Here is an 11,886-nt window from a genome sequence, read left to right as displayed (position 1 = left end):
CGAGCCTGGGCAATCGGTTTGCCCATCTCAAGACTGATCATTTGTGCCATCTCTTCGGCGCGGGCGCGCAGCGCGTTACCGATTTTTCGCAGGGCGTTGGCGCGCTGTTCGAGACTGACGGTACGCCACTGACGATAGCCTTGCTCGGCAAGCGCGATCGCCGAATCCACCTCTTGATCACTCGCCCAAGGCAGAGACGACAGCCTTTCTCCCGTGGTCGGGTTGACGGAAACCGCGTGAGTTGCAGATAAATTCATCGTGATGTTCTCTCTGTTGATGACGAAGGTTGATTGCGAATTGACCTCATTCTGGCTTACCCTTACTTTCATTGAAAATGAATAATATTAAGCAACCTATTCACAAAAGAAGAACACTATGGACCTGACCCAGCTTGAGATGTTTAACGCCGTCGCCAGCACCGGCAGCATTACCCAGGCCGCGCAGAAGGTGCACCGCGTGCCGTCAAACCTGACAACCCGTATTCGCCAGCTGGAGGCCGATCTCGGCGTCGAGCTGTTTATTCGTGAGAACCAGCGCCTGCGCCTTTCCCCCGCGGGACACAGCTTTTTGCGCTACAGCCAGCAGATCCTCGCGCTGGTCGATGAAGCCCGAATGGTGGTCGCCGGGGATGAGCCGCAGGGGCTGTTTTCACTGGGTTCGCTGGAAAGTACCGCCGCGGTACGCATTCCCTCAACGCTGGCGCTGTATAACCAGCGCTATCCGAAAATCCATCTCGCGCTCTCTACCGGCCCTTCCGGGACGATGATTGATGGCGTACTGGAAGGCACCTTAAGTGCAGCATTTGTCGACGGGCCGCTGGTCCATCCTGGCCTTGAGGGTTTACCGGTCTTTCCGGAAGAGATGATGATTGTGGCGCCTTTCGGCCATCCGCCGATTACCCGCGCCAGCGAGGTGAACGGCAGCAACGTCTACGCCTTTCGCGCCAACTGTTCCTACCGCCGCCATTTTGAAAGCTGGTTCCACGCCGACCGGGCAACACCGGGGCGGATTCATGAAATGGAGTCCTATCACGGTATGCTGGCCTGCGTCATTGCCGGCGCCGGACTGGCGCTGATTCCGCGCAGTATGCTGGAGAGTATGCCCGGCCATCATCAGGTGTCAGCCTGGCCGCTGGCCGAAGAGTGGCGCTGGTTGACAACCTGGCTGGTCTGGCGACGCGGCGCGAAAACCCGTCAGCTGGAGGCGTTTATAGCCCAGCTGAACGAAGATCGGCAACGAGCAATTTCTCCATAAACAGGCTCAGCGGATCGGGGCGATACGGTGCGAAGGCGCAACGGGTCTGATAGCCCCAACGGGTATACAATCTGACCGCGGCCTGCTGATGGATCCCGGTCTCCAGGCGCACGGTATGGCATTCCCGGCGCAGCGCTTCCTTTTCCAGCGCCGCCAGCAGCCGTTCGCCAAGCTTCTGCCCGCGGTGATCCGGGTCGATAAACACCCGCTTCATTTCACCAATCCCATCGTTGCCGAGCACGATCGCCCCGCAACCGACCGCCCGTTGTCGGGCATCGCGGATCAACAGCACAATCACCGACTCCACCGCCAGTTGGCTCAAATCAACCAGGTGGTTACTCTCGGCCGGATAGAGAGATTCCTGGTACGCATCCAGACGGGCAATCAGCGCGGTCAGATCCGGATCGGTTATGGCTGTCGGGGCGATGCTGTACATAGGCGAACTCCTTTTTTCGCCTACTGTAGCGTAGCACATCCCCCCTCTCTCATAGCTTTAACTTATATCACCCGCAGCGACTTGCGCTAAGCGATTGAACTGCAGTAATTTTATGCCATGACGCTTGATATCGGGAATGAACCATGAATACCAAAGCACGCAAGGTGATGATTATCGGTGCCGGTAATGTCGGTACGTCTGCAGCCTACGCACTGTTGAACCAGACTATTTGCGAGGAGCTGATCCTTGTGGATCTTGATACGACCAGGGCGCAGGCGCAAGCTCAGGATCTTAGCGATGCGGCGGCCTATATGCCGGGAATGATGACCATTTCAACGCGGGACGTCAGCGACTGTGCCGATGTGGATATCGCCGTGATTACCGTTTCCGGCGGCGCGCTGAAACAAGGCCAGACCCGCCTTGACGAGCTAAACGCGACGGCCAGAATCGTTAATAGCATTGTTCCGCAGATGATGAGCAGCGGCTTCAACGGTATCTTTCTGGTCGCCACCAACCCTTGCGATATTATCACCTGGCAGGTATGGAAGCTGTCCGGGCTACCGCGCAACCAAGTGATAGGCACCGGCGTCTGGCTCGATACCACCCGCCTGCGGCGGGTGCTCGCCCAGGCACTCGATATTGGCGCCCAGAGCATTGACGCTTTTATTCTCGGTGAACATGGCGATACCCAGTTTCCGGTCTGGTCGCACTCGTCGGTTTACGGCTCCCCGATTGCCGATGTTTACCGGAAACATGCCGGACAGGAACTGGATCGCCAGCAGATAGCGGAGAAGGTTCGGACCCTTGGCTTTGAGATTTACGCCGGGAAAGGCTGCACCGAGTACGGCGTCGCCGGTACCATTGCTGAGATCTGTCGCAATATTTTCACCGGCAGCCATCGTGCGCTGGCTATCTCATGCATTCTTGACGGCGAATACGGTATGAATAATGTCGCGATCGGCGTACCGGCGGTACTGGCGCAGAGCGGCGTGCAGCAGATTATTGAACTGCAATTATCCGAGGATGAAGCGGCGCAATTCCGCCACTCTGTTGAGGTGATTAAAGCCAATATTGCCCGTCTGCCGTAACTCATATCCCCGGCGAGTCAGCGATGATCCGCCGGGGATGAAGATGCGCTAAGATCTCGGGCGTCTCATCGCAATCAAAATAGCTCGGACACGAAAATTTTCCCCTGCAGCCAGGTCATCGCCTGCCCGGCCATCAGCACGCGATCGCCCTTCAGTTCACAACGAATATCGCCGCCGCGCGCCGATATCTGACGGGCCAGCATTTTGCTTTTCCGCAGCTTCGCGCTCCAGAACGGGATCAGCATGGTATGCGCCGAACCGGTGACCGGATCTTCCCATACGGCTTCTCCCGGGGAGAAAAAACGGCTGACAAAGTCATACTCACCATCGCCGGGGGCGGTAATCGTCACCTTATGTTCGCCAGGGGTCATAGCCGCAATCCTCGGGCGCACGGCGGCAACCTCTTCGCGGCTGGCCAATTCGATAAGCCATGCCCGGCCACGACGGGCGCTGACGTACCGCTCAATGCCTAATCCGGCAAGCAGGGCCGCAGGCGGGACACTCTCTTGCGTCGCGCTCGCCGGGAAATCGAGGGTCAGCCAGTCCCCTTCCCGGCTCACCGTCAGGCGGCCGGACGCGGTCGCAAAATCAATCACCGCGTGTGGGAAATCAAGATGATGAAAAATGACATGCGCGCTGGCGAGAGTAGCGTGACCACACAGGTTGACTTCATTGCGGGTCGTGAACCAACGCAGTGAAAACGACTCGCCCTCGCGCACCACGAAGGCAGTTTCAGACTGATTATGCTGCTGCGCCATTTTCAGCAACATATCATCCGCCAGCCATGTGTCCAGCAGGCAGACCGCCGCCGGGTTACCGGAAAAAGGGTGGTCACTGAACGCAGAAACCAGATACGCAGGGATCTCTTTCACAGCATCTCCTTAGCGTAGCGTGATGGTGCCAGTCATGTACGTTATCGCCTGACCGCCAATCAACACCCGATCGCCCTGCCACTGGCAGCGCAGATCGCCACCGCGTGCGGAAACCTGCCGCGCCTGCATGACCGTTTTAGCCAGTTTCTCTCCCCAGTAGGGGATCAGCATACTGTGCGCCGAGCCGGTCACTGGGTCTTCGAAAACCGCCTCGCCCGGGCAGAAAAAGCGGCTAACGAAATCATATTGCTCATCGGCGGCGCTGACGCAGACCATCTTACCTGTCCGCGCAAGCAACGACATCTCCGGCCGCACAGCTTCAACCTGCTGACGATTTTCGAGGACCACCAGATAATCCCGCCCCTCGCGAATCTCGACGGCCGTGTCCAGCCCAAGCCCGGCAAGCAGCTCCGGCGGCGGCGCAATAACCGGGGTGGTTTGCCACGCCGGGAAGTCTAACGTCAGCCAGTCGCCGTTGCGCGTCACCCGCAGTTCCCCGACAAAACGGGTACTGAACACGATAGTGGAGGAAGGATAGTCGAGATATTCGAAGATAATGTGCGCCGAGGCCAGCGTGGCGTGGCCGCAGAGGTTAATCTCACGCTGGGTGGTGAACCAGCGCAGCTCATAACCCTCATCGGTACGCACAAAAAAGGCGGTCTCAGACTGGTTGTGCTGCTGCGCCATGCTCAGCAGCGTTTCGTCCGGTAACCATTCGGTGAGTGGACACACCGCGGCGGCATTACCGCCAAAATTGCGATCGCTGAAGGCGTCTACCAGGTAAAAATCTATTTCCTGCATCATACGACTGTTCCTGTTTTTTTACTTTTCTTCAACATGACATAAAAGCGGGCTATGTACACGATCTATATAAAAATGAATCCGTTAGCTTTTAAATGCCACCTGGCGCCGTAATGGGATCCAGATCACAAAATGATTGTATTTTCATCAGCAATCGTTTTAAGATCGAGACCTCTTCTTCCTCTAGTAACCAGCTCAGAACCTATGATTACAAACACGGTTTCACGCAGAGTCGCGTGGCTTCGGGTAGTCACGCTTGCGATCGCCGCTTTCATTTTTAACACCACTGAATTCGCTCCGGTCGGTCTGCTGTCCGATATTGCCGACAGCTTCGGCATGGAAACCGCTCAGGTGGGCGTGATGCTGACCATCTATGCGTGGGTGGTCGCGTTAATGTCACTGCCGTTTATGCTGTTGACCAGCCAGATAGAGCGCCGCCGCCTGCTGATCGGCCTGTTCATTCTGTTTATTGCCAGCCACGTCCTGTCGTTCTTTGCCTGGAGCTTTAATGTTCTGGTGATCAGTCGCATCGGTATCGCCTTTGCGCACGCGGTCTTCTGGTCGATAACGTCTGCATTAGCAATACGTCTGGCGCCGCCGGGCAAACGTGCGCAGGCGCTGAGTCTGATTGCAACCGGCACCGCTCTGGCGATGGTATTCGGTATCCCTATCGGTCGTATCATCGGGCAGTATTTTGGCTGGCGTATCACCTTCCTCGCGATCGGCCTGGGCGCGCTGGCGACGCTGGTGTGTTTGTTTAAGCTGTTGCCCCGACTGCCCAGCGAGCATTCCGGTTCGCTGAAAAGCTTGCCGGTATTGTTCCGTCGCCCGGCGCTGCTGAGCATCTATCTGCTGACCGTCATCGTGGTGACCGCGCATTACACCGCCTACAGCTATATTGAGCCGTTTGTACAAACAGTAGCCGGTATGAGCGGTAATTTTGCCACCGTGCTGCTGCTGATCCTTGGCGGTGCGGGGATCATCGGCAGCGTGCTGTTTGGCAAACTGGGCAACCAGCATGCTTCGGTGTTGATTAGCATCGCTATTGGCCTGCTGCTGGTCAGTCTGCTGCTGCTGTTGCCGGCATCGCAAAACGCCCACCACCTGATGGTATTAAGCATCTTCTGGGGCATTGCGATCATGATTATTGGTCTGGGGATGCAGGTAAAGGTTCTGGCGCTGGCGCCGGATGCCACCGATGTGGCGATGTCGCTGTTTTCGGGGATCTTTAATATTGGTATCGGCGCGGGGGCGCTGGTTGGCAGTCAGGTCAGTATCCATCTTTCAATGGACTCTATCGGCTACGTCGGGGCGATTCCGGCGCTGGTGGCGCTGGTGTGGTCAATCATGATATTCCGCCGTTGGCCGGTGTCGCTTGACGATCATCAGCCTCACCACTCCTCAACGAGGTGAGGCAGCCAAAATAGCCTGCCGGTTGTGCATCGGCAGGCTATTTGATTCCCGGGTCACAAGTGCGGCGACGTTATCCGGCGTGGTAGGTAGTAATAATTTCCAGTACGCCGTTGATAATAAATTGCACGCCCATGCAAACCAGCAGAAAGCCCATCAGGCGCGAAATCGCTTCGATTCCCCCTTTTCCGACCAGTCGCATGATCGCCCCTGAACTGCGCAGGCAGGCCCAGAGGATAATCCCGACCAGCGCAAAGATAATCGGCGGCGCGACCATCACCACCCAGTGCGAAAAATCGACGCCATGTTTCACCGTCGATGCTGTACTGATCAGCATGGCGATGGTTCCTGGTCCCGCGGTACTCGGCATTGCCAGCGGCACAAACGCGATATTGGCCGACGGTTCATCCGCCAGTTCTTCGGATTTTATTTTCGCTTCCATCGAGTCATGCGATTTCTGCTGCGGGAAAAGCATCCGAAAGCCGATAAAGGCGACTATCAATCCACCGGCAATACGCAGGCCAGGTATAGAGATGCCGAAGGTGCTCATCACCACCTGACCGGCATACCATGCAACCATCAGGATAATGAATACGTACACCGAGGCCATCAGCGATTGTTTGTTGCGCTCCTCGTTGTTCATATTGCCTGCCAGCCCAAGGAACAACGCAACGGTCGTCAGCGGGTTCGCCAGCGGTAAAATGACCACCAGCCCCAGACCTATCGCCTGAAAGAGTTCAATCATAATTAATTAAGGCCCCGTTCATCTTTCACAATTAAAAATCTCACCGCGCAATTATAACTTTTGTCGTCAATACCATTCCAGCCCTTATCATCCGCTCTCCGGACCGCTTCAGCCCACGTCAGAAATTCGCTTTAGCAAATCGTGTCATCGTCTGATTCATCAGGTTGACATATAATTGCCTGGGCAATAATATCAGCAGCAATTAACTACTTGCCTGGGCAACCATTGTGAAAAACACCAGCGATCTGTTTAACGAAATGATCCCCCTCGGTCGCTTGATCCAGATGGTTAACCAGAAAAAAGATCGCCTGCTCAACGAATATCTCTCGCCAATGGATATTACATCCACCCAGTTTCGGGTGCTGTGTTCCATTCGTTGCCAGGTATGTATTCCCCCCGTTGAGCTGAAAACCGTGCTGTCGGTCGACCCAGGCGCAATGACGCGCATGCTCGACCGTCTGGTCTGTAAAGGCTGGATTGAACGGTTACCCAACCCCAATGACAAACGCGGCGTACTGGTACAGTTAACATCAGACGGAGCGGCCATTTGTGAGCAGTGTCATCAGGTTGTGGGTCAGAAATTACACCAGGAATTAACAAAAAATCTGTCGGCAGATGAAGTGGTCAACCTTGAACATTTACTGAAAAAAGTTCTGCCGTAATAAGAAGAGGTAAGATGATGTCCAGACGTAATAATGACGCCATCACTATCCATAGTATTTTGTCGTGGATTGAAGATAACCTGGAATCGCCCCTGTCGCTGGAAAAAGTGTCCGAGCGTTCTGGTTACTCGAAATGGCACCTGCAAAGAATGTTTAAAAAAGAGACCGGTCACTCCTTAGGCCAGTACATCCGCAGTCGCAAGCTGACGGAAATCGCGCAAAAACTCAAGCAGAGCAATGAGCCGATTTTGTACCTCGCAGAGCGCTATGGTTTCGAATCGCAACAAACGCTGACGAGAACCTTTAAAAACTACTTCGACGTTCCGCCGCACAAATATCGCATGAACAATATGCCGGGTGAATCCCGCTATCTGCTACCACTAAACAACTGCTGTTAATCGCCTGCAACAAGACGTATTGAGGAAATGATGAAACTATTCGCTGCCGCTGCCATTGTGCTGGTCGCCCTGGTCTCGAGCCAGAGCTATGCGGAGCAAACCACTACGCCGGTTCGCTACACTCACCGCGACGCGATGATTATGCCTTCCGAACATAACGGCTCCCCATTTGATTTCAATCATATGGCCGCCGGTAGCGACAAATCGGATGAGCTGGGCGTACCGTATTACAATTAACTGAACTATCCGAGCATTTTGCCCCGTTTACGGGGCTTTTTTTGCTTGTCTGGCGCCGGAAGTGGCGGATACCGCCAGCCGCCTGTGGCTCACCGGTATGCTGGCAGGAGGCGCCAGCCCTCTTCCTGCCCTCCTCGCCCGGATATAATCAGTTTGTCGGCGGCGCTCAAAAATGAATGGTTCGCATGGCAGAAACGCTTAGGTTTCAAGTGCAGCAACGATTACGGCTTCTATTTTCTCAGGAGTGGCGATCGGTGCGAAACGCTTGAGCGGTTTGCCGTCACGTCCGATCAGGAACTTAGTAAAGTTCCACTTGATTCGCCCCCCCAGCACGCCGGGCAATTCATCTTTCAGGTAACGAAACACCGGGTGCGTTGCGGCCCCGTTCACCTCCACTTTCTCAAACATCGGGAAGCTCACACCGTAGTTGATATGACAGGTTTGCGCGATTTCGTCGGCACCGCCGGGTTCCTGCTTCCCGAACTGGTTGCAGGGGAAACCCAGCACTACCAGCCCCTGGTCGGCGTACCTCTTGTAGAGCGCTTCAAGGCCTGCGTATTGTGGTGTGAAGCCACAATGGCTGGCGGTATTAACCACCAAAACCAGCTTGCCCGCGTAGTCGGCCATCGAGACAGGCTGGCCACGCAGACTGGTGGCCGTCAGTTCATAAAAAGTGGTCATGGCGGACTCCTCAGTGCAGCTCCCGTTCGATGTCGACATTGCCACACAGCACATGGACACCCGGCGCGAAACGTATGCGCGGCGAGAATATCTCGCACATGATCGCGTGGCAGGTCCGCCATCGTGACGTCAAGCTTGACTGCGAGGGCGATACCGACGGTGACAGCCTGGTTCTGGGAAAAGGTCTTCATGGCATCTTTCCGCTGCTGTTTGTTCGTGCCCCTGGTCAGCCTGACTATTGCTTATAGCGGCGCTGATTAGATCCGGGATGTCTTAGAAGGGCGGCTTCAGGGCGTATCGGACGTCGCACCAGCTCGCCTCCGCAGTTCGGGCAATAGCCTTTAAGCTGCTCGGTTACGCAGTCAACGCAAAAAGTGCATTCGAATGAACAGATATACGCCGCGTTTGATTCTGGCGGCAGATCTTTATCACAGCATTCGCAATTAGGGCGAAGTTCAAGCATGGTGGTCTCCTGGGGGGAAGGGGCATCATAAGATGTCTCCCGTATCCGCTGCTGGTATCGCATTCGATGGTAAATGACGTTGTGGTGCTCAATATGTATCAAATGAGCATGACCTACAGGCCGAAAAAATCAAGATAGTGAACCCGTTGCCAGTAACATCTGCTGCAGTCATACCGCGGCCAGAAGAAATCTGATCGTTCTGCTTTAAGCGAGATGCGGAAGTTGGTTAGTGTTACCACCACGGGCGTACGACTAACACTGTCCTGTATGAATCAAGGGGAGCCGGTCGTGTCCGACAACGGCCCAGAGAAGTCATCCCCCCTCACCCCTTATTTTCTTTACTCATAACTTGCCAGTAGCGTCCTCGAAAAAGGTCCTCGATCGCGTTTCAGGACGTATCAACCGGGCGTTCGTGACCATAATGCGTCTCTGTTTACTTATCGGAGATCATCATGTTACGCCCCTTTTTTTGCTTTCTTTTTTCTATTCTCTTTAGTGTCGCATCGTATGCCAACACGGCTTTTCGCCAGTTAACGATCAACGAGGATAACTCCCGTCCTCTCAATGTCGCGTTCTGGTATCCCACAGCTGAAACCGGCTCGCCGGAAAAGGTGGGTGACAATATTGTCTTTTACGGTACCTCTGCGCTGCGTGATGCGGCGCCGGAAGCGGGTGAGCATCCGCTGCTTCTGCTTTCTCACGGCTATGGCGGCAACTGGCGTAATCTTAACTGGCTGGCAACGGAAATGGCGGCTCAGGGCTATATTGTGGCGGCGGTCGATCATCCCGGCACAACAACATTTAACAGACGTCCGCAGGATGCGAAAGAACTCTGGCGCCGCCCGCAGGATCTGCAGCGGGCGATGGTGAAAATTATCACAACCCCCTCCCTTGCCGGAAAAGTTGATGTGCAGCGAATTGCCGCCGTCGGGCACTCTCTCGGCGGCTGGACGGTACTTGAACTGGCGGGAGCGCGCTTTGACGCCGTCCGTTTTCAGCATGATTGCCGGGCCAATACCGGGCTGTCAGCCTGCAAGTTAATTCAGACGCTGGGTATTGATAAAGCTGCCGGTCCGCTGGCAGCAGACGTGGCCGATCCGAAAATCAAAGCCGTTGTCTCACTCGATCTGGGGCTGGCCCGGGGATTCACGCCTGAATCACTTTCTCAGATCGCAGTTCCGGTGCTGATCATGACGGCTCAGGTGGACAGCGATGAATTACCCGCAAAGCTGGAGTCGGGCTACCTGGCGGAATATATCCCTGCCGCGGTAAGACGTGTGGAGCGAGTTGAAGGGGCCACTCACTTTAGTTTTATGCAGCAATGCAAACCAGGTGCGATGGCATTAATCGCAGAAAAAGAACCGGGCGAAGAGATTGTCTGCCAGGATGGGGGCACCCGCAGTCGGGCGGCTATTCACCGTCAGCTCGCCCGGGATATCAGCGCCTTCCTCAATCAGGCCCTCGACTTTCAACCGCTGTCCGGCGGTAATCAGTCGGGGTCATACCGCTGATACGGAGAAACTCGCGATGAAAGTTTGATTTGGTGGCAAACCCCGCCTCCAGCATCACTTCCGTTACCGGCAGGGCCGTGTTCCGTAGAAGCTGCTGCGCATAGCCGATGCGAAAGCCGTTGATCCACTGTGAGACATTGCAGCCGCGCGTTAGATTCACCGCTTTCGAAATCTGGCGCGCGGGGACCCCGGTTTTTCTCGCCAACACATTCAGTGTCAGATCGGGATTCAGATACAGATTCTGTTCGTTTATCAGCGTGTCTACCCGTAGATAAGTCGAGACGTATTCTTCTTCATTATTGCTCTCTTTACTCTCTTCGGGGGGCAATACCGGCTCTCGGGCCGGGGCCGGGAGTGGCGGACGGCGGCTAGCGACAATGGCAAAACAGATAAATGGCAGCAGAATAGCCTGCGAGAGTGCGACCAGCTGCGGCGCCTGCTGGCCGCGATAAAAATGGAAGTTGAGCGCGATAGCCAGATCGGTCAGTGCGGAAAAGCACAGGAAGACACCCGCGGTAAAAGCGAGTGATGAGGTTGAACCACGGTCGCTAAGACGCCTGAAAATAAACGTATCACTGCCCTGCAGCGCCGTTCGAATCAGGGCGTAACCGTAACCGATATAGAGCAGCATCAGAACAGCATCGGTGGTTTCCGGGGCAACAAGATTCAGCGCCAGAGCAAGTGTCGGCGGCACCACAAAAGCGGCCATTTTTTGCTGCAAGCGCAGTCCTGTAAAGCAGGCAAAGCAGTGCCAGGCCAGCGGTGGAAGGGTGATGGCCATGACAGACTGCAGCTGGCGCAGTGGAATAAGATCAAACTGCCAGCGCAGGGCTGACATCAGGAGCAACAGCGAACAGCCCGCAATAAAGGTCGCACTGTTGCGATAGCCCGCGGGCCGTTGCAAACAAACCTTCAACAGTAAAATAAGCAAAATAGACAGGGTGTACCAGGGAAAGGGAATAGCCGGCATGAAATACCTGTACGCAGAGCATTTATCACAGGGGAACGTTGTGCCATAAAAAGACGCAAAAAACATCACCCGTCACATAAATATTTTAACTATTCAACACTTACTCTTTTACCCCGGCCGGGATGAGGGTTTCGTCGTTTCTGAGCAACGTGAGCATCTGCGTGTTGCATCCTCCGGTTGAACTCACCACATAAAGCAGATATCTGACATGCTTATCGGGTCGCTTAACAATAAACTCGGCAATGGGTCCTGATATGCAGGATGGCACTGAAAAGCGGTCATTGAGTTCGTATCGGCCTGAAAAATGAAGAGTAGCGCCATCCGCGTTGGCCATAAATACAGGGAACGCCGCTCCTGA

Annotated in this window: 17 protein-coding genes; 8 read left to right on the top strand and 9 right to left on the bottom strand. The window is 55.1% G+C overall.

Annotated features, from left to right (window positions below; translation table 11 throughout):
* Window positions 1–257, bottom strand: a 257-nt coding sequence (locus ACZAHD_RS18245) for an aldehyde dehydrogenase family protein (protein ID WP_462458032.1), incomplete at its 3' end; no start/stop codon positions are given.
* Window positions 258–375: 118 nt separating this feature from the next.
* On the opposite strand from ACZAHD_RS18245, the gene ptrR reads away from it, so the two are divergent.
* Window positions 376–1,254 carry a putrescine utilization regulator PtrR gene (gene ptrR / locus ACZAHD_RS18240; protein WP_462458031.1) on the top strand — a complete coding sequence of 293 codons (879 nt, stop codon included), beginning with the start codon at window positions 376–378 and terminating at the stop codon, window positions 1,252–1,254.
* Here the strand turns inward: ptrR and ACZAHD_RS18235 are convergent.
* Window positions 1,208–1,690 carry a GNAT family N-acetyltransferase gene (locus tag ACZAHD_RS18235; protein WP_462458030.1) on the bottom strand — a complete coding sequence of 161 codons (483 nt, stop codon included), beginning with the start codon at window positions 1,688–1,690 and terminating at the stop codon, window positions 1,208–1,210. The two genes, ptrR and ACZAHD_RS18235, sit on opposite strands and share 47 nt — an antisense overlap.
* Before the next feature lie 143 nt (window positions 1,691–1,833).
* Between ACZAHD_RS18235 and ACZAHD_RS18230 the strand changes: the two genes are divergently transcribed.
* A complete protein-coding gene (locus ACZAHD_RS18230) occupies window positions 1,834–2,778 on the top strand; it encodes an L-lactate dehydrogenase (protein ID WP_462458029.1) in 945 nt (314 codons plus the stop codon).
* 74 nt (window positions 2,779–2,852) lie between these two features.
* On the opposite strand, the gene ACZAHD_RS18225 is transcribed toward ACZAHD_RS18230, so the two are convergent.
* Window positions 2,853–3,650: a PhzF family phenazine biosynthesis protein gene (locus ACZAHD_RS18225; RefSeq protein WP_462458028.1), complete on the bottom strand. Its 798-nt coding sequence runs from the start codon at window positions 3,648–3,650 to the stop codon at window positions 2,853–2,855.
* Window positions 3,651–3,659: 9 nt separating this feature from the next.
* The gene (locus tag ACZAHD_RS18220) at window positions 3,660–4,451 is read right to left on the bottom strand and encodes a PhzF family phenazine biosynthesis protein (protein WP_462458035.1); all 792 of its coding nucleotides are present in this window, start codon (window positions 4,449–4,451) and stop codon (window positions 3,660–3,662) included.
* Between the two features lie 204 nt (window positions 4,452–4,655).
* Between ACZAHD_RS18220 and ACZAHD_RS18215 the strand changes: the two genes are divergently transcribed.
* Window positions 4,656–5,864, top strand: a complete 1,209-nt coding sequence (locus tag ACZAHD_RS18215; protein WP_462458027.1) for a sugar transporter — start codon at window positions 4,656–4,658, stop codon at window positions 5,862–5,864.
* A 70-nt stretch (window positions 5,865–5,934) separates the two neighbouring features.
* Here ACZAHD_RS18215 and ACZAHD_RS18210 read toward each other — a convergent pair whose 3' ends face one another.
* Complete coding sequence (locus tag ACZAHD_RS18210) at window positions 5,935–6,606, bottom strand: MarC family NAAT transporter (protein WP_462458026.1); 672 nt, start codon at window positions 6,604–6,606, stop codon at window positions 5,935–5,937.
* 227 nt (window positions 6,607–6,833) lie between these two features.
* Between ACZAHD_RS18210 and marR the strand changes: the two genes are divergently transcribed.
* Genes marR through marB form a run of 3 tightly spaced genes read left to right on the top strand, consistent with a single transcriptional unit; the run spans window position 6,834 to window position 7,903 of the window.
* Window positions 6,834–7,268, top strand: a complete 435-nt coding sequence (gene marR, locus ACZAHD_RS18205; RefSeq protein WP_462458025.1) for a multiple antibiotic resistance transcriptional regulator MarR — start codon at window positions 6,834–6,836, stop codon at window positions 7,266–7,268.
* 17 nt (window positions 7,269–7,285) lie between these two features.
* Window positions 7,286–7,666, top strand: a complete 381-nt coding sequence (gene marA, locus ACZAHD_RS18200) for an MDR efflux pump AcrAB transcriptional activator MarA (RefSeq protein ID WP_462458034.1) — start codon at window positions 7,286–7,288, stop codon at window positions 7,664–7,666.
* Between the two features lie 30 nt (window positions 7,667–7,696).
* Window positions 7,697–7,903: a multiple antibiotic resistance protein MarB gene (gene marB, locus ACZAHD_RS18195; RefSeq protein ID WP_462458033.1), complete on the top strand. Its 207-nt coding sequence runs from the start codon at window positions 7,697–7,699 to the stop codon at window positions 7,901–7,903.
* A 198-nt stretch (window positions 7,904–8,101) separates the two neighbouring features.
* On the opposite strand, the gene ACZAHD_RS18190 is transcribed toward marB, so the two are convergent.
* Complete coding sequence (locus ACZAHD_RS18190) at window positions 8,102–8,584, bottom strand: glutathione peroxidase (protein ID WP_462458024.1); 483 nt, start codon at window positions 8,582–8,584, stop codon at window positions 8,102–8,104.
* A gap of 29 nt (window positions 8,585–8,613) precedes the next feature.
* On the opposite strand from ACZAHD_RS18190, the gene ACZAHD_RS18185 reads away from it, so the two are divergent.
* Entirely contained in the window at window positions 8,614–8,832 is a 219-nt protein-coding gene (locus ACZAHD_RS18185; protein WP_462458023.1) for a hypothetical protein, read from the top strand.
* Here the strand turns inward: ACZAHD_RS18185 and ACZAHD_RS18180 are convergent.
* Window positions 8,820–9,047 (bottom strand): DUF1272 domain-containing protein, encoded by a 228-nt coding sequence (locus ACZAHD_RS18180; RefSeq protein WP_462458022.1) that lies wholly within the window; start codon window positions 9,045–9,047, stop codon window positions 8,820–8,822. The two genes, ACZAHD_RS18185 and ACZAHD_RS18180, sit on opposite strands and share 13 nt — an antisense overlap.
* A 452-nt stretch (window positions 9,048–9,499) precedes the next feature.
* Between ACZAHD_RS18180 and ACZAHD_RS18175 the strand changes: the two genes are divergently transcribed.
* A complete protein-coding gene (locus tag ACZAHD_RS18175; protein WP_462458021.1) occupies window positions 9,500–10,558 on the top strand; it encodes an alpha/beta hydrolase family protein in 1,059 nt (352 codons plus the stop codon).
* On the opposite strand, the gene ACZAHD_RS18170 is transcribed toward ACZAHD_RS18175, so the two are convergent.
* Entirely contained in the window at window positions 10,497–11,528 is a 1,032-nt protein-coding gene (locus ACZAHD_RS18170) for a helix-turn-helix domain-containing protein (RefSeq protein ID WP_462458020.1), read from the bottom strand. The genes ACZAHD_RS18175 and ACZAHD_RS18170 overlap by 62 nt on opposite strands.
* 100 nt (window positions 11,529–11,628) lie before the next feature.
* The coding region (locus tag ACZAHD_RS18165; RefSeq protein WP_462458019.1) for a hypothetical protein at window positions 11,629–11,886 on the bottom strand (258 nt) is incomplete at its 5' end.

Origin of the sequence: Raoultella sp. (genome assembly GCF_039594335.1) — a bacterium.
Taxonomy (GTDB): Bacteria; Pseudomonadota; Gammaproteobacteria; order Enterobacterales; family Enterobacteriaceae; genus Klebsiella.
This window is presented reverse-complemented; position numbering and strand designations above follow the sequence as displayed.